This window comes from Pseudomonas sp. B21-040, from assembly GCF_024748695.1.
Classification (GTDB): domain Bacteria; phylum Pseudomonadota; class Gammaproteobacteria; order Pseudomonadales; family Pseudomonadaceae; genus Aquipseudomonas.
The window spans coordinates 6021620-6041675 of record NZ_CP087176.1 but is presented as its reverse complement, the minus strand read 5'-3'; the positions used below and the strand labels follow the sequence as shown (position 1 = coordinate 6041675).

Annotated in this window: 21 protein-coding genes; 12 read left to right on the top strand and 9 right to left on the bottom strand. The window is 59.1% G+C overall.

The genetic code is table 11. From position 1 onward, the window contains the following. Positions 1-49: 49 nt before the first annotated feature. The 4 genes from LOY55_RS27745 to trpE all read left to right on the top strand — a co-directional run bounded on the left by LOY55_RS27745 (position 50) and on the right by trpE (position 4357). Entirely contained in the window at positions 50-1198 is a 1149-nt protein-coding gene (locus LOY55_RS27745; RefSeq protein WP_223522830.1) for an iron-containing alcohol dehydrogenase, read from the top strand. Between the two features lie 116 nt (positions 1199-1314). Next, positions 1315-1989 (top strand): ribulose-phosphate 3-epimerase, encoded by a 675-nt coding sequence (rpe, locus tag LOY55_RS27740; RefSeq protein WP_046030019.1) that lies wholly within the window; start codon positions 1315-1317, stop codon positions 1987-1989. Continuing rightward, the gene (locus LOY55_RS27735) at positions 1986-2804 is read left to right on the top strand and encodes a phosphoglycolate phosphatase (RefSeq protein WP_046030020.1); all 819 of its coding nucleotides are present in this window, start codon (positions 1986-1988) and stop codon (positions 2802-2804) included. Before rpe ends, LOY55_RS27735 begins: the two co-directional genes overlap by 4 nt. Positions 2805-2875: 71 nt before the next feature. After that, positions 2876-4357: an anthranilate synthase component I gene (gene trpE / locus LOY55_RS27730; RefSeq protein WP_109785542.1), complete on the top strand. Its 1482-nt coding sequence runs from the start codon at positions 2876-2878 to the stop codon at positions 4355-4357. A gap of 172 nt (positions 4358-4529) precedes the next feature. Here the strand turns inward: trpE and estP are convergent, their stop codons facing one another. Beyond that, positions 4530-6440, bottom strand: coding sequence for an esterase EstP (gene estP / locus LOY55_RS27725; protein WP_223522828.1), 1911 nt, complete (start codon positions 6438-6440; stop codon positions 4530-4532). Between the two features lie 408 nt (positions 6441-6848). Here estP and LOY55_RS27720 point away from each other — a divergent pair, with 408 nt between their 5' ends. The 4 genes from LOY55_RS27720 (at position 6849) to LOY55_RS27705 (ending at position 10182) form a co-directional block, all read left to right on the top strand. Beyond that, positions 6849-7442 carry an aminodeoxychorismate/anthranilate synthase component II gene (locus LOY55_RS27720; RefSeq protein ID WP_007980194.1) on the top strand — a complete coding sequence of 198 codons (594 nt, stop codon included), beginning with the start codon at positions 6849-6851 and terminating at the stop codon, positions 7440-7442. A 9-nt stretch (positions 7443-7451) separates the two neighbouring features. Then, positions 7452-8501 carry an anthranilate phosphoribosyltransferase gene (trpD, locus tag LOY55_RS27715; protein ID WP_223522826.1) on the top strand — a complete coding sequence of 350 codons (1050 nt, stop codon included), beginning with the start codon at positions 7452-7454 and terminating at the stop codon, positions 8499-8501. Further along, on the top strand, positions 8498-9334 hold the full coding sequence (trpC, locus tag LOY55_RS27710; protein ID WP_223522825.1) for an indole-3-glycerol phosphate synthase TrpC: 837 nt from the start codon (positions 8498-8500) through the stop codon (positions 9332-9334). The genes trpD and trpC overlap by 4 nt, the downstream gene beginning before the upstream one ends. 146 nt (positions 9335-9480) lie before the next feature. Further along, on the top strand, positions 9481-10182 hold the full coding sequence (locus LOY55_RS27705; RefSeq protein ID WP_109785540.1) for a lipoyl protein ligase domain-containing protein: 702 nt from the start codon (positions 9481-9483) through the stop codon (positions 10180-10182). Here the strand turns inward: LOY55_RS27705 and crp are convergent. Continuing rightward, positions 10179-10823 carry a cAMP-activated global transcriptional regulator CRP gene (gene crp / locus LOY55_RS27700; RefSeq protein WP_046030029.1) on the bottom strand — a complete coding sequence of 215 codons (645 nt, stop codon included), beginning with the start codon at positions 10821-10823 and terminating at the stop codon, positions 10179-10181. The two genes, LOY55_RS27705 and crp, sit on opposite strands and share 4 nt — an antisense overlap. A 237-nt stretch (positions 10824-11060) precedes the next feature. Here crp and LOY55_RS27695 point away from each other — a divergent pair, with 237 nt between their 5' ends. Next, positions 11061-11483: an OsmC family protein gene (locus tag LOY55_RS27695; RefSeq protein ID WP_007941657.1), complete on the top strand. Its 423-nt coding sequence runs from the start codon at positions 11061-11063 to the stop codon at positions 11481-11483. 239 nt (positions 11484-11722) lie between these two features. After that, complete coding sequence (gene speD / locus LOY55_RS27690; RefSeq protein ID WP_109785539.1) at positions 11723-12514, top strand: adenosylmethionine decarboxylase; 792 nt, start codon at positions 11723-11725, stop codon at positions 12512-12514. A 136-nt stretch (positions 12515-12650) separates the two neighbouring features. Here the strand turns inward: speD and coq7 are convergent, their stop codons facing one another. From coq7 to hemJ, 6 genes are all read right to left on the bottom strand, one after another. Continuing rightward, a complete protein-coding gene (gene coq7, locus LOY55_RS27685; protein ID WP_046030035.1) occupies positions 12651-13298 on the bottom strand; it encodes a 2-polyprenyl-3-methyl-6-methoxy-1,4-benzoquinone monooxygenase in 648 nt (215 codons plus the stop codon). 148 nt (positions 13299-13446) lie between these two features. After that, on the bottom strand, positions 13447-13785 hold the full coding sequence (locus LOY55_RS27680) for a histidine triad nucleotide-binding protein (RefSeq protein WP_046030041.1): 339 nt from the start codon (positions 13783-13785) through the stop codon (positions 13447-13449). Between the two features lie 80 nt (positions 13786-13865). After that, a complete protein-coding gene (locus LOY55_RS27675; RefSeq protein ID WP_046030042.1) occupies positions 13866-14654 on the bottom strand; it encodes an SDR family oxidoreductase in 789 nt (262 codons plus the stop codon). 61 nt (positions 14655-14715) lie between these two features. Further along, a complete protein-coding gene (locus LOY55_RS27670) occupies positions 14716-15693 on the bottom strand; it encodes a DUF805 domain-containing protein (protein ID WP_223522824.1) in 978 nt (325 codons plus the stop codon). Positions 15694-15773: 80 nt separating this feature from the next. Beyond that, entirely contained in the window at positions 15774-16742 is a 969-nt protein-coding gene (locus tag LOY55_RS27665) for a nitronate monooxygenase family protein (protein ID WP_077431174.1), read from the bottom strand. A gap of 33 nt (positions 16743-16775) precedes the next feature. Next, on the bottom strand, positions 16776-17207 hold the full coding sequence (gene hemJ / locus LOY55_RS27660) for a protoporphyrinogen oxidase HemJ (protein WP_077431175.1): 432 nt from the start codon (positions 17205-17207) through the stop codon (positions 16776-16778). A 135-nt stretch (positions 17208-17342) separates the two neighbouring features. On the opposite strand from hemJ, the gene argC reads away from it, so the two are divergent. Then, a complete protein-coding gene (gene argC / locus LOY55_RS27655; protein WP_109785536.1) occupies positions 17343-18377 on the top strand; it encodes an N-acetyl-gamma-glutamyl-phosphate reductase in 1035 nt (344 codons plus the stop codon). 168 nt (positions 18378-18545) lie between these two features. Continuing rightward, positions 18546-18896 carry an iron-sulfur cluster insertion protein ErpA gene (gene erpA, locus LOY55_RS27650; protein WP_007947969.1) on the top strand — a complete coding sequence of 117 codons (351 nt, stop codon included), beginning with the start codon at positions 18546-18548 and terminating at the stop codon, positions 18894-18896. 68 nt (positions 18897-18964) lie between these two features. Here erpA and LOY55_RS27645 read toward each other — a convergent pair whose 3' ends face one another. Further along, on the bottom strand, positions 18965-20056 hold the full coding sequence (locus LOY55_RS27645) for an anhydro-N-acetylmuramic acid kinase (protein ID WP_109785535.1): 1092 nt from the start codon (positions 20054-20056) through the stop codon (positions 18965-18967).

Genomic DNA, 20056 nt, shown 5'->3' with positions numbered 1-20056 from the left:
CCCAGCTACTATTGTGCCCAGCTCCCCTACCTATAAGAGGCTGCGCACGATGAGTCTTTCCTCTTTCAAAATCGCTCACAAACTGATCACCGGCGCAGGTGCCATCGAGCAGCTCGCCGCTGAACTGACGCGTCTGGATGTCGATAACCCGCTGATTGTCACTGACGCGGCGCTGGTCAAGTCCGGCACGGTCGAACTGGCGCTGGCACAGCTGGGGGACCGGACCTACGAGATATTTGATCGGGTGCTGCCAGACCCGGAAATCGCGATCGTCGAAGATTGCATGCGGGTGTATCGCGACGGCGGGCATGACGGCTTGATCGGTCTGGGCGGCGGCAGTGCCATCGACATTGCCAAGAGCGTGGCGGCGTATGCCGGTTACCACGGCGCGCTGGAAGATTTGTTCGGCATCGACCAGGTGCCGCGCAAAGGGCCGCCGCTGATCGCGATCCCGACCACCGCCGGCACCGGCTCTGAAGTCACCAACGTGGCGATCCTTTCCGACAAGGTCGCGCAGCTGAAAAAAGGCATCGTCAGCGACTATCTGTTGCCGGACGTGGCGCTGGTCAGCCCGCAAATGACCCTGACTTGCCCGCGCGGTGTCACCGCTGCCAGCGGCGTCGATGCGCTGGTGCATGCCATTGAATCCTACCTGTCCGTCAACGCTTCGCCGATCACCGACGCCCTCGCCATCGGCGCCATCAAACTGATCGCCAAGGCGCTGCCCAAGGCCTATGCCAATCCGTCCAACCTGCAAGCCCGCGAAGACATGGCCACCGCCAGCCTGATGGCCGGCATGGCATTCGGTAATGCCGGGGTCGGCGCGGTGCATGCGTTGGCGTATCCGCTGGGCGGACGTTTCAACATCGCCCACGGCGTCAGCAACGCCTTGCTGCTGCCCTATGTCATGACCTGGAACAAGATGGCCTGCGTCGAACGCATGCAGGATATTGCCGAGGCCATGGGGGTGAAGACCTCTCATCTGAGTGCCAACGAAGCAGCAGATAAAGCCGTGGAGGCGATGACCGGGTTGTGCGCTGCGGTGGAAATTCCGCAGGGGCTGCGCAGCTTCGGCGTTCCCGAAGACGCCATCCCGGCGATGGCCGCAGAAGCGGCGGGGATCGAGCGCCTGATGCGCAACAATCCGCGCAAATTGAGCGCCGTCGATATCGAGAAAATCTATCGGGCGGCGTACTAGAGCTCCTCGTGACTTATTGATCGAAGGCAGCCCCAATCATCGCGGTCACAGTGCGCGCGCCAAAGTATGAGGTATACAATGCGCGCCATCGTGATTCTGCTCAAAAAAGGTGCGTCATGCAGCCCTTCGTCATTGCTCCGTCGATTCTCTCCGCCGACTTCGCCCGCCTGGGTGAAGAAGTGGACAACGTCCTGGCCGCCGGCGCCGACTTCGTGCACTTCGATGTCATGGACAACCACTACGTACCGAACCTGACCATTGGCCCGATGGTGTGCGCTGCGTTGCGCAAATACGGCGTGACCGCGCCGATCGACGCGCACCTGATGGTCAGCCCGGTGGACCGTATCGTCGGTGACTTCATCGAAGCCGGCGCGACTTACATCACCTTCCACCCGGAAGCCTCGCAGCACGTCGACCGCTCGCTGCAATTGATCCGCGAGGGCGGCTGCAAGTCGGGCCTGGTGTTCAACCCGGCGACCCCGCTCGACGTGCTCAAGTACGTGATGGACAAGGTCGACATGATCTTGCTGATGAGCGTCAACCCGGGCTTCGGCGGGCAGAAGTTCATACCCGGCACCCTCGACAAACTGCGTGAAGCACGGGCGTTGATCGATGCCTCCGGGCGTGACATTCGCCTGGAAATCGACGGCGGCGTGAACGTGAACAACATTCGTGAAATCGCGGCGGCGGGGGCTGACACCTTCGTCGCCGGTTCGGCAATTTTCAACGCGCCGAACTATCAGGAAGTGATCGAGAAGATGCGCGCCGAGCTGGCGTTGGCTCGCCCATGAGTGGTTTTGAGCAGCTGTTCCCGGGGCGTCTGCCGCGGCTGGTGATGTTCGATCTGGATGGCACGCTGATCGATTCGGTCCCGGACCTCGCAGCGGCTGTGGATCACATGCTGCTCAAGCTGGGCCGCAAGCCTGCCGGCATCGAGTCGGTCCGTGAATGGGTCGGTAACGGCGCGCCGGTATTGGTGCGTCGTGCATTGGCGGGTGGCATCGAGCATGCGGCCGTCGATGACGTCGAGGCCGAACACGCGCTGGAAATTTTCATGCAGGCCTATGGCGCTAGCCATGAGCTGACCGTGGTCTATCCCGGTGTGCGCGACACCTTGAAGTGGCTGCACAAGCAGGGTGTCGAGATGGCGCTGATCACCAACAAGCCGGAGCGTTTCGTCGCGCCGCTGCTGGATCAGATGAAAATCGGTCGCTACTTCAAATGGATCATCGGCGGCGATACCCTGCCGCAGAAGAAACCCGATCCGGCCGCGCTGTTTTTCGTAATGAAAATGGCCAACATTCCGGCTTCGCAATCCTTGTTCGTCGGCGATTCGCGCAGCGATGTGCAGGCGGCAAAAGCGGCGGGGGTCAAGTGTGTGGCGCTCAGTTATGGCTACAACCATGGCCGGCCGATTGCCGAGGAATCGCCAGCGCTGGTCATCGACGATTTGCGCAAGCTAATTCCCGGTTGCCTGGATCCGGCCGCTGAGATAACGTTGCTCGACGCTGTTCAACCCCCTGCTGGAAACGCCATCGTGGTGGTCACTCGCAAACTCTGGATGAAAGTCATCAAGGCCCTGGCCCGCTGGCGTTGGCGCGCCTGACTTGTTCCTGGCCGGCATACCGGCGCGTTTGCATACCTGACTGTTAGACCCTCAAGCCACGAGGCTACCCCATGATCCGCGAAGAATTCCTGCGTTTGGCCGCTGCCGGCTACAACCGCATCCCGCTTGCCTGCGAAACCCTGGCTGACTTCGACACGCCGCTGTCGATCTACCTGAAACTGGCCGACGAGCCGAACTCCTACCTGCTGGAATCGGTTCAGGGCGGGGAGAAGTGGGGCCGTTATTCGATTATCGGCCTGCCATGCCGCACCGTTCTTCGGGTGCATGACCATCATGTCAGTGTGACCGTCGACGGTGTCGAGACCGAAAGCCACGACGTTGAAGACCCGCTGGCGTTCGTCGAAACCTTCAAGGCCCGTTACAACGTGCCGACCATCGCTGGTCTGCCACGTTTCAACGGCGGTCTGGTGGGCTATTTCGGTTATGACTGCGTGCGGTATGTGGAGAAGCGTCTGGGCAAATGCCCGAACCCGGATCCACTGGGCGTGCCGGACATTCTGCTGATGGTTTCGGATGCAGTAGTGGTGTTCGACAACCTCGCCGGCAAGATGCACGCGATTGTGCTCGCCGATCCATCGCAGGCCGGTGCGTTCGAGCAAGGCCAGGAGCGTCTGGAAGAGCTGCTGGAAAAACTCCGTCAGCCGATCACGCCGCGCCGTGGCCTGGATTTCAGCAAGCAACAGTCGGCTGATCCGGTGTTCCGTTCGAGCTTCACCCAGGACGATTACGAAAAAGCTGTCGACACCATCAAGGAATACATCCTGGCCGGTGACTGCATGCAGGTCGTACCGTCCCAGCGCATGTCGATTGACTTCAAGGCAGCACCTATCGATCTGTACCGGGCGTTGCGCTGCTTCAACCCGACGCCTTACATGTACTTCTTCAACTTCGGCGACTTCCATGTCGTTGGCAGTTCCCCGGAAGTGCTGGTGCGGGTCGAAGACAACCTGATTACCGTGCGCCCGATTGCCGGTACCCGTCCACGCGGGGCCAACGAAGAAGCCGATCTGGCGCTGGAAAAAGACCTGCTGTCCGATGACAAGGAAATCGCCGAGCACTTGATGCTGATCGACCTGGGTCGTAACGACACCGGTCGGGTTTCGGAAATCGGATCGGTGAAACTCACCGAGAAGATGGTCATTGAGCGTTATTCCAACGTGATGCACATCGTGTCCAACGTTACCGGGCAGTTGAAGGCCGGGCTGACGGCGATGGACGCGCTGCGGGCGATTCTGCCGGCCGGTACGTTGTCGGGTGCACCGAAGATTCGCGCGATGGAGATCATCGATGAGCTGGAACCGGTGAAGCGCGGTGTCTACGGCGGCGCGGTCGGTTACTTTGCCTGGAACGGCAACATGGACACGGCGATTGCGATCCGTACCGCCGTGATCAAGAACGGCGAACTGCACGTGCAGGCCGGTGGCGGCATCGTCGCCGACTCGGTCCCGGCGCTGGAATGGGAAGAAACCCTGAACAAACGCCGCGCAATGTTCCGTGCCGTAGCTTTGGCAGAACAGACCCCGGACGCCTGAGTTCACGCAATACCCCCTGTAGGAGCGAGCCTGCTCGCGATGACGGACTGACATTCACTATTGATGTCGACTGACACTCCGCTATCGCGAGCCGGCTCGCTCCCACATTGGATTTGCGGGCATAAAAAAACGCGGCGCCTGTGAGGGCGCCGCGTTTTTTATGACCTGCGATTTAGAAGTCCAGCGCAACGCCCACGTTGATGCCTTGTTGAGTGAAGTCGTCATCCTTGCGAATGACGTAGCTGGCGCGCAGTGCCAGGTCCTTGGTGAGGTTGTGGCTCACACCCAGGTTCACACGGTTCAGGTTGGTTTGCGGGGTGTAGCCTTCCAGCGTGAACTGATTGTTCGGCAGGCTGTTGAGGTGAATGGACACGTCCTGGGCGTCGTCGTTGTACTCACGCTCGTGAGCCACTTCGCCAAACACCTGGGTTTGTGGCGTGATCTGGTATTTGCCCTGCAAACCGATACCCAGGCGCCGGGAGATGCTCTCTTGATCGGCAAAGGTCAGCGCTGTGGCATCAGCGCCGTCTTCCGAGTAACCGTCGACCTTCACCTTGGCGAAATCAGCGCTGACAAAGGGCGACAGGTGCCAAGGACTGCTGGCTTGCTGCGCAATGTCATAACCAATGCGAGCGCTGAAGGCTTCGACGTAGCCACTGGTATCGCCTTTTTCACCGCGTTCATTGGCACCCAACTGGAATTTACGCTTGAGGCTGTCGTAATCCAGATGCCCGGCGGTCAACGCTGCGTCAGCCCATACGCGGTTTTCCTGGTACTGGGCGAATGCCGTGCCCATATACGTGTTGAGCTTGTAGTCGGAGTCGCTCGCACCGGCTTCGAGTTTCTGGTCATAGAAACCGGCGGCCACGCCGACGCGCCAGGCATCGTTGAGGCGGTAGCTGCCACCGATGTTCAGGTTGTAACCGTTACCGTCGGCGCTGACGACACTGTCCTGCCCGTCAAAGTCCTGATGCTGGCCACCGCCGGCAACAATGGCGCGCCATTGGCCGACGCCTTGCCAGTTTTCCCAATCGGCCAGCCATTGGTTGCGCAGTTCATCCTGATGCGCACGCAAGGTGCCTTGGGCCATTTGCGGCAATAGCGTCAGCTCCCACGGCGCCGCCAACAGCGAGTACGCGTAATCGGCAATCAAGCGCTGCCCGGTTTCGGTGGGGTGCACCGCGTCGTTGTAGATCAGCTTGGTCGGATCGGGTGTGGCGCTGTTGATGCCGTAACGGGCGTTTTCAGTGCAGCTGTTGCCGCTGAAGCAGGTGGCACTCAGGTTCTGGTCGGTGGCCAAGCCAAATTGCGCCGGGTTGGCGAACGTCTCTTTGAGCAGTACCGGAATGTTGAGCGGGATGATTTCAGCATTGATGTTCTGCAGTCGGCTGACCAGTTCGGTGTTGAACTGGGCGCTGAGCTGAGACGTGAATGCTTGCAGCGGGGAACCGTTGAATGCAGGGGTGAAGCCGATGTCGGGCAGCAGCCAGACCATGACGTAGCGGGCGCCGGCGCCTTGCAGCGTCTGCACGCTGTCGGCCAGTCGGTCGGCGGCGGCACTGGCTTGGGGCAGGCTGGTAACGCGACCTTGCAGGAAGTCGTTACCGCCACCCGACAGGTAATACAGTGCGTTCGGGTCGGCACGGAAGTTGTTCGACGGCAAGTATCCGGCACGGACACGAGCCCCCGTGTCGGACGTGGTGGTGATCGAATCGAGAATCTGATCGGTGCGATAACCGCCGACGGCCCAGTTATTACCATCGGGCTGGCCGTTGCTGGCGCGGACCGCCGAGTTCGATGAAGCGGTCTGGTCCGCCGTGAACCCGAGTTTTCCACCCAGTATCTGCGTGGAGTTGAGTGAGCGGACTTCGCCGCTGCCATCCAGATAAACCGGCCCCGTCCGGTTGGTAAAGCGTTGTGTCGCCCCGGCAGGTCCGCCGGTGTCGGCAAAGGTCCCGGCGTCGTTGAGGCTGTCGCCGAAGACGACGAAACTGGTGTATGGATTCGGCGCGGCGTACGCCTGGGCGCAGGCCATTGCGAGCAAGCATCCTGCGAGCGGTACAAACAACGTCTGTTTGATCATGAGCAAGTCCGTTTATTTATTGTTTTAGGTGAACGAAACGACAGTACCAAAAACTTCCGGCCTTTTGCCATCCGTCGCGAAGCCTTTGATAGTTTCGCAAGCAGCAGCCCCGGCCATATTGCACGCTCTGCCCAGCTAAGTTACTGTGCCGAGACGTATGAATGAGACCTTCCCCGTGTTGATCATCAGTAAACTCCTGGATCAAGTCATCAAGGCACACGCCCGCTGGCGTTGGCGCGCCTGAATTCTTTTGCCGGCCCCGCCGGACCTGTACCGCTTTGCCTTCTACCCGTTTGAAATGCCGCTTTGCTGGCGCTACTCCAGCACCTGATAAAGCGCAACGCCCTGCGGGTCGATCATTCGAAGGCCATCTTTAAAGTCAGTGAATTCAAGAGGTTCAAAAACGCCATGCTGCTGATGATCGATAACTACGACTCCTTTACTTACAACGTTGTGCAGTACCTCGGTGAGCTTGGCTCCCAGGTCAAGGTTGTGCGCAACGATGAGCTGACCATCGCTGAAATCGAAGCCCTCAACCCCGAGCGCATCGTGGTGTCCCCCGGTCCTTGCACCCCGACCGAAGCCGGTATCTCGATTGAAGCGATCAAGCATTTCGCCGGCAAGCTGCCTATTCTGGGCGTCTGCCTCGGCCACCAGTCCATCGGCCAGGCCTTTGGTGGTGATGTGGTCCGCGCCCGTCAAGTCATGCACGGTAAGACTAGCCCGGTATTCCACGAGGACAAGGGCGTATTCGCAGGGCTGAATCGCCCATTGACCGTGACCCGTTATCACTCGCTGATCGTCAAGCGCGAAACCCTGCCCGATTGCCTGGAGTTGACGGCATGGACGCAGCTTGAAGACGGTTCGGTCGACGAGATCATGGGGTTGCGCCACAAGACACTGAACATCGAAGGCGTGCAGTTCCACCCTGAGTCGATCCTCACCGAACAGGGCCACGAATTGTTCGCTAACTTCCTCAAACAAACCGGCGGCACGCGCTAAGGACTTTTCATGAATATCAAGACAGCCCTGGGCCGTATCGTCGATCACCTCGACCTCAGCACCGATGAGATGCGCGATGTGATGCGCGAAATCATGACCGGCCAATGCACCGACGCACAGATTGGCGCGTTCATGATGGCCATGCGCATGAAGAGCGAAAGCATCGACGAAATCGTCGGCGCCGTGTCGGTCATGCGCGAGCTGGCGGACAAGGTCGAACTCAAGACACTCGACGGCGTGGTCGATGTGGTCGGTACCGGCGGTGACGGTGCGAATATCTTCAACGTGTCGACCGCTTCTGCCTTCGTCGTTGCGGCGGCCGGTTGCACCGTGGCCAAGCATGGCAATCGTGCGGTGTCGGGCAAAAGCGGCAGCGCCGATCTGCTGGAAGCGGCGGGCATCTACCTGAACCTGACCCCGGTTCAAGTCGCACGCTGTATCGACAACGTCGGCATCGGTTTCATGTTCGCCCAGACTCACCACCGTGCCATGAAGTACGCCGCCGGTCCGCGCAAGGATCTTGGCCTGCGTACCTTGTTCAACATGCTCGGCCCGCTTACGAATCCGGCCGGTGTGAAGCATCAGGTGGTGGGCGTGTTCAACCAGGCGTTGTGCCGGCCATTGGCTGAAGTCCTGCAGCGACTGGGCAGCAAGCATGTGCTGGTGGTGCACTCGAAGGATGGCCTGGACGAATTCAGTCTGGCAGCGCCGACCTTTGTGGCCGAATTGAAGAATGACCAGATCACCGAGTATTGGGTCGAGCCGGAAGACCTCGGCATGAAGAGCCAGAGCCTGCATGGGCTGGCCGTCGATAGCCCGGATGCTTCGCTGGAGCTGATTCGCGATGCCTTGGGCAAACGCAAAACCGAAAGCGGTCAGAAAGCTGCCGAAATGATCATGCTCAATGCCGGTGCCGCGTTGTATGCCGCTGACCATGCAACCAGTTTGAAAGAAGGCGTTGCCCTGGCGCACGATGCGCTGCACACAGGCCTCGCTCGCGAGAAGCTGGAGGAGTTGGGTGCATTTACCGCGGTATTCAAAGTGGAGAATGAAGGATGAGTGTACCGACGGTTCTGGAAAACATTCTGGCGCGCAAGGTCCAGGAAGTCGCCGAGCGTAGCGCTCGTGTGAGCCTGGCCGAGCTGGAAAGTCTGGCCAAGGCGGCCGATGCACCCCGTGGTTTTGCCAAGGCGATGTTGGCGCAAGCCAAGCTCAAGCAGCCAGCGGTGATTGCCGAAATCAAGAAAGCCTCGCCGAGCAAGGGCGTGATCCGCGAGAACTTCGTTCCTGCCGACATCGCCAAAAGCTACGAGAAGGGCGGCGCGACGTGTTTGTCGGTGCTGACCGATATCGATTTTTTCCAAGGCGCCGATGCCTACCTGCAACAGGCCCGGGCCGCGTGCAAACTGCCGGTGATCCGCAAGGACTTCATGATCGATCCTTACCAGATCGTCGAAGCCCGGGCGCTGGGAGCCGACTGCGTGCTGTTGATCGTCTCCGCGCTGGATGACGTGAAGATGGCCGAGTTGGCGGCCGTGGCCAAAAGCGTCAATCTCGATGTGCTGGTGGAAGTCCACGATGGCGACGAGCTGGAGCGGGCCTTGAAAACCCTCGACACCCCACTGGTCGGCATCAACAACCGCAACCTGCACACCTTCGATGTCAGCCTGGAAACCACCCTCGACTTGTTGCCGCGTATCCCGCGTGATCGCCTGGTCATCACCGAGAGCGGCATTCTCAACCGTGCCGATGTCGAACTGATGGAAATCAGCGACGTCTACGCCTTCCTGGTCGGCGAAGCGTTCATGCGCGCCGAAAGCCCGGGGACCGAGCTGCAACGTCTGTTCTTCCCGGAGCGTGGTACCGCGGTGAGTGGTTCTACACTCGACTGATTACACGCAGACCGAGTCGACCCCATCGCCGAGCAGGCTCGGCTCCTACAGGAGAACCCATGTAGGAGCCGAGCTTGTCTCCGGACGGCGTTCCGACGATGGCGGCATAAGTACCACCACAGACTTCATGTCCAACGGAATACCTTATGACCTCAATCCTCTCTCTGACCGTCGAAACCGGCCTGCAAGCCGAACAGGATCTGTTGGCCTCGGTCTGCGCCGGCGACGCCGAGTTCGGCCTGCTGTTCTGGCAGCCGAGTGATCGGGCGCTGGTCATGCCGCGCCGTTTGAATCGCTTGCCCGGTTTCGAGACTGCGTGTGAAGTGTCCGCAGCAGCCGGTTGGCCGGTTCTTCTGCGTGAAACCGGCGGTGAGCCGGTGCCGCAATCGGCGTCCACTATCAACATTGCCCTGGTCTACGCGCCACCCCGCAGTGAAGGTGACCAGAACCGGATTGAAACCGCTTATCGCCGACTCTGCGATCCGATCTGTCAGTTACTGGAAGAGTTGGGCGGCAAGTCGTCCCTTGGCGAAATCGATGGCGCGTTCTGCGATGGCCGTTTCAACGTCAACCTCGACGGTCGCAAAATGGTCGGCACCGCTCAACGCTGGCGCCAGAGCAAGGGCGGTACGCGTCCGGTCGGGTTGGTTCACGGTGCTTTGTTGCTGGATAACGAGCGTGAGTCGATGGTTGCGGCGGTCAACCGCTTCAATGAAGCCTGCGGTCTGGAGCAGCGGGTTCGCGCCGAAAGCCATATCGCCTTGCATGAGAAGTTCGCCGCGCCCGATGCACTCGGGCGGCTCGACACGCTGTATCGCCAGTTGCTGGCAGGGATGTTTGAAGGTTAACGCGTGCCGAAGACCACCATGGTCTTGCCTTTGACGTCCACCAGGTTGCGCTCTTCCAGATCCTTGAGCACGCGGCCGACCATTTCTCGCGAACAGCCGACAATCCGCCCGATTTCCTGGCGGGTCACTTTGATCTGCATGCCGTCCGGGTGAGTCATCGCGTCGGGCTGTTTGCACAGTTCCAGCAGGCAGCGGGCGACGCGCCCAGTGACGTCGAAGAACGCCAGGTCTCCGACCTTTTTCGTGGTGTTGCGCAGACGCTGTGCGATTTGTCCGCTAAGCACGTAAAGAATGTCGGGGTCTTGCTGGGACAGCTCGCGGAATTTCGCGTAGCTGATTTCCGCGACTTCGCATTCAATCTTGGCGCGTACCCAGGCGCTGCGCTGCTGTTCCAGGCCAGCCTGTTCAAACAGGCCCAACTCACCAAAAAAGTCCCCGGCGTTCAGGTAGGCGATGATCATTTCACGACCATCGTCATCCTCAATCAGGATCGTGACAGAGCCTTTGATGATGAAGAACAACGTTTCCGAGCGATCACCCGCACAAATGATGTTGCTCTTGGCCGCATAGCGCCGACGCTGACAATGCATCAACAGCTTGTCGAGGTTCTTGATTTTGGGTGTTGGGGCAATAGCAACCATGGTTGTATCCCGAAAAGACTTCACGGTGTGTTTTGGTTTTTTTATGAGTCGCTGACAATGGTCAATGCAAAGCTGGCCATGCGCCAGTGAATTGGCGTCAGCTTAACAGACACTTCCTGCAACATTCGAACATTTACCTACGGCGTCGACACTTGCGTCCCAGGAAGGCGAAACGCTGTCAAACCAGGGCCCTGTGCTAAGCTGGCGACCCTTTTTTTAGACAGTGGAGTCTTGGCGATGAAGGCACGCATCCAATGGGCTGGCGAAGCCATGTTCCTCGGTGAATCCGGCAGCGGTCATGTCGTGGTCATGGACGGTCCGCCCGATGCCGGCGGTCGTAACCTGGGTGTCCGGCCGATGGAAATGCTCCTGCTGGGTGTCGGCGGTTGCAGTAACTTCGACGTGGTGAGCATCCTCAAGAAGTCCCGCCAGGCCGTCGAAAGCTGTGAAGCCTTCCTCGAAGCCGAGCGTGCCACCGAAGACCCGAAGGTCTTCACCAAGATTCACATGCACTTCGTGGTCAAGGGCCGTGGGCTGAAAGAAGCCCAGGTCAAACGCGCTATTGAGCTGTCGGCTGAGAAGTATTGCTCGGCTTCGATCATGCTCGGCGCGGCAGGCGTGGCGATTACCCACGACTACGAGATCATCGAACTCGGTTGAGTCGACATTCAACTATCATAAAAGCGGTGCAGACTCTGGCGAACCCAAGCTGACGTCTGCATAATGCGCCACTTTTTTCAGGGTCGTGGCCTGTCAACCGACAGGCCGCAGTCCCGAACAGACAACCAAAATCGCCATCGCGAAGAGGTGTTAACCGTCCTACGCAGGTGCGTCGTTCGCATCTGACGGGCATGCTTGATCACGCGGCCGGGCCGCAATACATAGAGAGTTTTTTAACGGTGAAAAGCAAACTCAAGCTCCACGGGTTCAATAACCTGACAAAGACCTTGAGCTTCAACATCTATGACATCTGCTACGCGGAAACCCCGCAAGACCAACAGGCCTACGTTGAGTACATCAATAAAGAGTACAACGCGAAACGCCTGACGCAGATCCTCACGGAAGTTGTCGATATCATTGGTGCCAACATCCTGAACATCGCCAGTCAGGACTACGAACCACAGGGTGCCAGCGTCACAATTCTGATCTCTGAAGAGCCGGTGACCCCGACCGACAGCCAGATCGAAGAGTCCCCGGGCCCACTGCCTGAAATTATCCTGGCCCACCTCGACAAGAGCCACATCACGGTGCACACCTACCCGGAAATCCATCCGGTCAGCGGTATTGCAACGTTCCGTGTGGACATCGACGTGTCGACTTGCGGGGTCATTTCACCGCTTAAAGCGCTCAACTTCCTGATTCACCAGTTCGATTCGGACATCGTGACCGTGGACTATCGTGTGCGCGGCTTTACCCGCGATGTTGAAGGCAAGAAGCACTTCATCGATCACGAGATCAACTCGATCCAGAACTACCTGTCCGACGACACTTACGACGCGTACCAGATGACCGACGTAAACGTGTACCAGGAAAACCTGTTCCACACCAAAATGCTGCTGAAGAATTTCGAACTGGATAACTACCTGTTCGGTGACGCCACCAGCAACCTGTCTTCCGAGCAACGTGCTCAGGTGACTGACCGTGTGAAACACGAAATGCTAGAGATCTTCTACGCACGCAACATGGCGTAAGATTTACGGGCAAAAAAAGGCGACTCCCTCACGGCAGTCGCCTTTTTTATGTCTGTCGCAAAACCTTCGTAGGAGCATGGCTTGCCCGCGATAGCGTCCTCGAGATCGCCATCGCGGGCAAGCCATGCTCCTACGGTCAGATCCGATAAGTACTCTTGGTCATCACTTTGGCCAACAGGCTCATCCCGAACTTCACCGGTGCCGGGAAGCGGAAGCCGCCAGCATCCAGTGCGCTTTCCGCATGATGTTCTTCATCAATGCGCATCTGCTCGAGAATCGCCCGGGATTTTTCATCTCCCGCCGGCAATTGCTCAAGGTGTTCGTTCAAGTGTTTGCACACTTGATGTTCGGTGGCGGCAACGAACCCGAGGCTGACTTTGTCGCTGATCAACCCGGCAACTGCGCCAATCCCGAACGACATGCCGTAAAACAGCGGATTAAGAATGCTGGTATGGCTGCCCAATTGATGGATGCGTTGCTCGCACCAGACCAGATGGTCGATTTCTTCTTCTGCTGCATGTTCCATTGCCTCGCGCACATGGGGCAGCTTGGCGGTCAGGGCTTGCCCTTGGTACAACGCCTGGGCGCAGACTTCGCCGGTGTGGTTGATGCGCATCAGACCGGCCACGTGGCGGGTGTCTTCATCGCTCATTTGCGCATCGGGCTGGACGATGGCTGGCGACGGACGGTACGGCTGGCCACTGAAGGGCAGCAGGGTGCGCATGGCGGCATCGGCTTGCAGCAGAAGACGATCAATCGGCGAATAGTGACGTTGGGTAGTCATGCTGACCTCCGGGAAAATCTCGGCGGCCAGTTTAACCCAATCGGCCGGGGGAAGGTTTGCGCTGGGTCATTGTGCTGCAGTTGTTGTGACAGTGCTGTGATGCCGTTGTGGGAGCGGCGGTGCACCACGCCCACAGGATCAATTGCAATCAGCCCGGCGGCCAATGCATCTGGCGCTGACCCAGCACGTGCATGTGAATGTGATAGACGGTTTGCCCACCTTCTTCATTGCAGTTCATGACAACGCGGAAGCCTTTTTCACAGCCCAATTCCAGGGCCAGGCGTTGGGCGGTGAACAGAATATGTCCGGCCAGGGCCTTGTCGTCCTCGGTGAGGTCGTTAAGGGTGCGCACCGGTTTTTTCGGGATCACCAGAAAATGCACCGGTGCCTGTGGGGCGATGTCGTGGAAGGCCAGTACCTGGTCGTCCTCGTAGATGATCCTGGCCGGGATTTCCCGGTTGATGATCTTGGTGAACAGAGTATCCACAGCTGTTTTCTCCGTTGTTTTGGCTGGCCCGAGTGTACTCATGGGGAATGCCCCCGCCCAGTGTTTTACCGTAGGACCCTTCAGCGAGGGCAGTAAGCCTTGTTGATCATGCCGACGATTGTCCTGTTCAACCAGCGAGAACCGAGCCGTGGCAGAAAGGCGCGCCAACGGTTCCCTCGGCCCGGGATAATGATCGCGCGATCTTTTTCCAGGGCCCGCACGGTGTACAGCGCCACTTCTTCAGGGCTCATCAGCATTTTGTTATCGATCAGTTTGCCGGTGTCCAGTTGCGCGGTACGGAAAAAACCGGTGCGTGTCGGGCCGGGGCAGAGCACCGAGACCTTGACCGCGCATTTTTTCAGCTCGACGCGCAGACCTTCGGAAAAATGCAGCACATACGCCTTGCTGGCGTAGTAAGTGCTCATCCAGGGGCCGGGGATAAATGCGGCGACCGAGGCCACATTGAGGATCTGCCCTCCACCCTGCAAGGCCATGCTGTTTCCGATGGCATGGCACAGGCGGGTGAGCGCCAGGATGTTCACTTCGATCAGGTCCTGCTCGGTCATCCAGTCTTGAGCCAGAAAGGGACCGCAGGTACCCATGCCGGCACAATTGACCAGCAAATCGATTTGTCGGTCACCTTCCTCCAGTTCCAGCAGAAACCCTGACAGCCGGAGCGGCTCGCCGAGGTCGCAGGCACGGAAAAGTACTTCCACGCCAAAACGTTGAGTCAGTTCAATCGCAATACTTTCCAGCTGATCACGCTGTCGGGCCACCAGAATCAGGCTGCGGCCACGTCGGGCCAGCGCTTCGGCCATCGCCAGGCCGATGCCGCTGGAAGCGCCGGTGATCAGAGCGTAACGGGTCATGCAGTTCTCCATCGCAACAGCTCCGCGCCGCGACGCAGGTGTCACGGGCGGGGAGCGCTGTTTATTCTTTCGCAGAGTCTACAGGGGCCGGGGCTTCTTCGGCTTCATCGTCTGCAGAATCTGGTGCAGGTTCAGCAGCTTCGGCTGGCTCGACGTCGATTTCTTCGGTGGTCACCGAGCCGCTGTCGTAGCTGCTTTGGGTCGTGCTTTCATACTCTTCCTGAATCGCACTGAAACCGCCGGCCAGTGCAGCAACGAAGACGATGGCGATAAACACGATCCACAACGAAGCCAGTGCTTTGACCGCTGTGCTGTTGGGCGGCGGCGGTGGGCCATAGCGATTGGCGATGTTGGTGCCGGGGGCGACCATGATCACGATCGGGAAGAAGCTACCCACGAACGGGACGAGGTTGAGTAACCAGAGCCAGCCCGACCAGCCAATGTCGTGCAGGCGCTGCACGCTGATCTGAATGCTGACCACGGCCACTGCGATAAACAGGATCAGCGCCACCAGGCCACCGACAATCAGGCCCGCCGTCGAGTCTGCGCTAATAAGGGCGATGGCGAAAACGGCCAGCACCGAGCCTACCGCAAGCATGACCAGGGTCAGGACCATCGTCCACGCAAGATAACGCAAGCGGCCGATGCGGCCTTCGACGCTGAATGGCTTGAGCGTGGCGAACACGGGTTCGGTTTCGCCGACAGTCGCGCGGGGCGGCGCGTACGGGGATTCCGGGTCCGTCGGGGCAGGTTGAATGCTGGCTGGAGCGTGATGCTGGACGTCGGCCAGGTTCAACTCGACCGCGGGCTCTGCTTCGACCCGGGCGTCGATACCGGTTTTCGTCAGCGCTTGAAGGTAGGTTTTTGCGTCGGCTTGCGACAAGCCTTGTTTAAGCGTCACCGTCTGGCCACTGAACAATCTTTCGACGGCAGCGACCTCGCTTTTGTACAGCGCGGCGAGGTTGAGTTTTGCGGTGGCGAGGTCAACACCTGGCAGCAGAGCGCCGTTGAATGTGATCTTGAAACGGTTTTCGCTCATTGCGAGGCATCCTTGTCGCGAGTGTTTGAATTAGGAATCGAGTGTAAGGCCAGCCGGTAGGGGCTGGCCAAACTTTCATTTTAGCGTGGCCAGCGCTTGGGCAACGACGCGGCCAGTGCCAATGCCTTGCGGTATTCGTCGTCCAGCCGTGCGACCAGTTGGTCGACGCTCGGCAGGTCATCGATTTCCCCGACCCCCTGACCTGCAGACCACACGGTTTTCCAGGCCTTGGCTTCATCGCTGATGGGTTTCAGTTTGGAACCGAAGTTCACCTCCCCCTTGTTTTGCAGGGCGGCCATGTCGAAGCCCGCCGCTTCAAGACTTTGACGCATGAAGCTCGCCGGTACACCCGAGACGGCTGGAGTATGGACGATGTCCGCCGCCCGGGACGTCAGTAGCATCTCTTTGTAGGCGTCAGGTGCATGACTTTCAGTGGTACCGATAAATCGCGTACCGAAGTAGGCCAAATCCGCCCCCAGCAATTGCGCGGCGAGAATCTCGTGGCCATGGTTCAGGCAGCCGGCCAGCAGCAGGGTCTTGTCGAAGAACTGGCGGATCTCGGCGATCAGCGAAAACGGGCTCCAGGTCCCGGCGTGTCCACCGGCACCCGCGGCCACGGCAATCAAGCCGTCCACGCCGGCTTCGGCGGCTTTTTCCGCATGACGGCGAGTCGTCACGTCGTGAAACACCAGGCCGCCGTAGCTGTGTACAGCGTCGACCACTTCTTTTACGGCGCCCAGGCTTGTGATCACGATCGGCACTTTGTGCTCGATGCAGATCTGCAGATCCGCTTGCAGGCGCGGGTTGCTATTGTGGACGATCAGGTTGACCGCGTAGGGTGCCGGGTTTTCCATTGCTGCCAACCCGGCTTCGATCTCTTCCAGCCAGGCCTTGAAGCCGCTGCTTTCGCGCTGGTTCAACGCGGGGAAGCTCCCCACCACGCCATTTCGGCAACAAGCGAGCACCAGTTGCGGGTTGGAAATCAGGAACATCGGCGCAGCCACCACAGGCAGACGCAGACGTTGATCGAGCAGAGCGGGCAGCGACATTGGAAGTACCCCGGTGAATGATGTTTGTTGAGATTAGAACGGCCGAACCACGACCAGAATTACGATTGCCAGCAATATCAGAACCGGGACTTCATTGAACCAGCGATAAAAGACATGGCTGCGGGTGTTTTCGCCACGGGCAAAACGTTTCACCTGCGCGCCGCACATGTGGTGGTAACCGATCAGAAAAACCACCAACGCCAACTTGGCGTGCATCCAGCCACCCTGGCTGAAATAGGCGCTGGGGTTGAGGCTGATCAACCAGCCGCCGAAAATCAGCGTAGCGATCATCGACGGGCCCATGATGCCCCGGTACAGCTTGCGCTCCATGACGCTGAAGCGTTCCTTGCTGACGGTGTCTTCGCTCTGCGCGTGATAGACGAACAGGCGTGGCAGGTAAAACAGCCCTGCAAACCAGCAAACGATGCTGACGATGTGAAGCGCTTTGAGCCACAGATAAAGCATTTTTAGTTATTCCAGGATTCACGGTAGCCGGAATAGTAGAGGCTTGAGCGTCCGCACGTCACCTTGACGGTTGTCGCAGACGCGCGCGGCCCCTATTATCGACGGCTTTCCAGTGGGTTCGTTGAGGGCAGGTTTATGGTCAAGGTCGGTATCGTCGGCGGCACGGGTTACACCGGTGTCGAACTGCTGCGTCTGTTGGCACAGCATCCGCAAGCTGAAGTGGTTGTCATCACTTCCCGATCCGAGGCTGGCCTGGCCGTCGCCGACATGTACCCGAACCTGCGAGGTCACTACGACGGCCTGGCGTTCAGTGTTCCGGACATCAAGACCCTGGGTGCCTGTGATGTGGTGTTCTTTGCAACGCCTCACGGTGTAGCCCATGCCCTGGCGGGTGAGTTGCTGGCGGCCGGGACCAAGGTCATCGACCTGTCGGCGGATTTCCGCCTGCAAGATGCCGCAGAATGGGCCAAGTGGTACGGCCAGCCGCACGGTGCGCCAGAGTTGCTGGACGAAGCGGTCTACGGCCTGCCGGAAGTCAATCGCGAACAAATCAAGAAGGCTCGCCTGATTGCAGTGCCGGGTTGCTACCCGACCGCTACGCAATTGGGTTTCCTGCCGTTGCTCGAAGCCGGTCTGGCGGATACCGCTCACCTGATTGCCGACTGCAAATCCGGCGTCAGCGGTGCCGGGCGTGGCGCCTCTGTAGGATCGCTGTACTCCGAGACGTCGGAAAGCATGAAAGCCTACTCAGTCAAAGGTCACCGTCACTTGCCGGAAATCCGCCAAGGGCTGCGTCGCGCGGCGGGCAAGGACGTCGGTCTGACGTTCGTTCCGCACCTGACGCCAATGATTCGCGGCATTCACTCGACGCTTTACGCGACCGTCGTGGATCGCTCGGTGGATCTGCAAGCGTTGTTTGAAAAGCGCTATGCCAACGAACCGTTCGTCGACGTAATGCCGGCCGGCAGCCATCCGGAAACCCGCAGCGTGCGCGGCGCCAACGTGTGCCGGATTGCGGTGCATCGTCCACAGGATGGTGATCTGGTGGTGGTATTGTCGGTGATCGACAACCTGGTCAAAGGTGCGTCGGGTCAGGCGGTGCAGAACATGAACATCCTGTTCGGTCTGGATGAGCGTCTGGGCCTGTCCCACGCCGGCATGTTGCCGTAACGCTTTATCCTGCAAAGCAAAAAGGCCCGTCTGACGGGCCTTTTTGCATTCCGGGCGAGCAATGGGTTCGATTGATATACCGTAACAATAGTTGACCGCTTTTCTAGGAGAAGCGGATAATGCGCGTCATCACGCAATATGACGGCGTAACGCCGGGAGATAGTCAGCATGAGCGTCGAATCCTTCACCCCCACGGCTTTGCAATTCACCCACGGTGCCGCGCACAAAGTGAAGAGCCTGGTCGATGAAGAGGGGAATGATCGCTTGAAACTGCGCGTATTCGTTACGGGCGGCGGTTGTTCAGGTTTTCAGTACGGCTTTACCTTCGATGAAGAAGTGGCCGATGACGACACCATCGTCGAGCGCGAAGGCGTGAGTCTGGTCGTAGACCCGATGAGCTTCCAGTACCTGGCCGGTGCCGAGGTGGATTATCAGGAAGGTCTGGAAGGCTCGCGCTTCGTGATCAAGAACCCGAACGCCAGCACGACTTGTGGCTGTGGGTCTTCGTTCTCGATCTGATTGCACCTGCACACAATGCAAAACGCCGCAGAACCTTATGGGTTGTGCGGCGTTTTGCTTTCTGGCGTTTACGCCGGGTAAATGGCGCCCAGAACGCGCAGGCCTCGAGCGCCAGTGACGCTAGGGCGATTGGCGGCGATGCCTTCGAGGCAGCAATGGGCCAGCCAGGCGAAGGCCATGGCTTCGACCCAGTCCGGGTCCACGCCGTAAGCGGCGGTGCTGCTGACTTTGGCGTTGGGCAACAGGTTGGCCAAGCGCTTCATCAGCGTGGTGTTGTGCGCGCCGCCGCCGCAGACCAGCAGTTCTTGAGTGTCCGCCTGGGCGTGTTGCAGTGACTCGATGATCGTCAGCGCGGTCAGTTCGAGCAGGGTTGCTTGCACGTCTTCGGCGGCAAAAGTCGGTAGCTTCGAGAGGTGTTGTGTCAGCCATGGCAGGTTGAACACTTCGCGGCCGGTGCTTTTCGGGCCTTTGGTCACGAAGAAGGGATCACTGAGCAGCTCATTCAGCAGTGACGGTTCGACTTTGCCGTTGGCGGCCCATTGGCCATCCCTATCAAAGTTGTCGCCGCGCTGCTGGTGAATCCATGCATCCAGCAATACGTTACCCGGACCGCAGTCGAAACCCGCAACGGGTTTGCCGGGTTCGATCAGGCTGAGGTTGCTGAATCCACCAATATTCAATACGGCGCGATTGCCGGCGCGTTCTTCAAACAAGGCTTCGTGGAATGCCGGGACTAGCGGCGCGCCTTGTCCACCGGCGGCCACATCGCGACTGCGGAAGTCGCTGACTACGGCAATGCCTGTCAACTCGGTCAGCAGGGCAGGGTTGCCGATTTGCACGGTGAAGCCGCGTGCCGGTTCGTGGCGAATGGTCTGGCCATGGCTGCCAATCGCACGAATGTCTTCGGGCTTAAGGTGTTGTTGATCAAGGAGGGTTTGTACACCCTGGGCAGCCAGTTTTACCCAGTTTTGTTGGGTGATGGCTGAACGGGCTATCTCGTCCGGGCCGCTGGCGCACAAGCCAAGCAGCTCGGTGCGCAGGGTTTCGGGCATCGGAATGTAATGCGTGGCGATCAATCTGATCGCCGGGGCTTGCTCGATCAGCGCGATGTCCAGGCCATCAAGGCTGGTCCCGGACATCACACCTATATAGAGAGCCAT

Coding starts and splice junctions, on each gene's coding strand:
- LOY55_RS27705 (WP_109785540.1), top strand. CDS start 9,481: ATGACCTCAATCCTCTCTCTGACCGTCGAAACCGGCCTGCAAGCCGAA.
- argC (WP_109785536.1), top strand. CDS start 17,343: ATGGTCAAGGTCGGTATCGTCGGCGGCACGGGTTACACCGGTGTCGAA.
- LOY55_RS27665 (WP_077431174.1), bottom strand. CDS start 16,742: ATGTCGCTGCCCGCTCTGCTCGATCAACGTCTGCGTCTGCCTGTGGTG.
- trpD (WP_223522826.1), top strand. CDS start 7,452: ATGAATATCAAGACAGCCCTGGGCCGTATCGTCGATCACCTCGACCTC.
- crp (WP_046030029.1), bottom strand. CDS start 10,823: ATGGTTGCTATTGCCCCAACACCCAAAATCAAGAACCTCGACAAGCTG.
- estP (WP_223522828.1), bottom strand. CDS start 6,440: ATGATCAAACAGACGTTGTTTGTACCGCTCGCAGGATGCTTGCTCGCA.
- LOY55_RS27745 (WP_223522830.1), top strand. CDS start 50: ATGAGTCTTTCCTCTTTCAAAATCGCTCACAAACTGATCACCGGCGCA.
- LOY55_RS27720 (WP_007980194.1), top strand. CDS start 6,849: ATGCTGCTGATGATCGATAACTACGACTCCTTTACTTACAACGTTGTG.
- LOY55_RS27670 (WP_223522824.1), bottom strand. CDS start 15,693: ATGAGCGAAAACCGTTTCAAGATCACATTCAACGGCGCTCTGCTGCCA.
- rpe (WP_046030019.1), top strand. CDS start 1,315: ATGCAGCCCTTCGTCATTGCTCCGTCGATTCTCTCCGCCGACTTCGCC.
- coq7 (WP_046030035.1), bottom strand. CDS start 13,298: ATGACTACCCAACGTCACTATTCGCCGATTGATCGTCTTCTGCTGCAA.
- trpE (WP_109785542.1), top strand. CDS start 2,876: ATGATCCGCGAAGAATTCCTGCGTTTGGCCGCTGCCGGCTACAACCGC.
- erpA (WP_007947969.1), top strand. CDS start 18,546: ATGAGCGTCGAATCCTTCACCCCCACGGCTTTGCAATTCACCCACGGT.
- LOY55_RS27735 (WP_046030020.1), top strand. CDS start 1,986: ATGAGTGGTTTTGAGCAGCTGTTCCCGGGGCGTCTGCCGCGGCTGGTG.
- hemJ (WP_077431175.1), bottom strand. CDS start 17,207: ATGCTTTATCTGTGGCTCAAAGCGCTTCACATCGTCAGCATCGTTTGC.
- LOY55_RS27675 (WP_046030042.1), bottom strand. CDS start 14,654: ATGACCCGTTACGCTCTGATCACCGGCGCTTCCAGCGGCATCGGCCTG.
- trpC (WP_223522825.1), top strand. CDS start 8,498: ATGAGTGTACCGACGGTTCTGGAAAACATTCTGGCGCGCAAGGTCCAG.
- LOY55_RS27695 (WP_007941657.1), top strand. CDS start 11,061: ATGAAGGCACGCATCCAATGGGCTGGCGAAGCCATGTTCCTCGGTGAA.
- LOY55_RS27645 (WP_109785535.1), bottom strand. CDS start 20,056: ATGGCTCTCTATATAGGTGTGATGTCCGGGACCAGCCTTGATGGCCTG.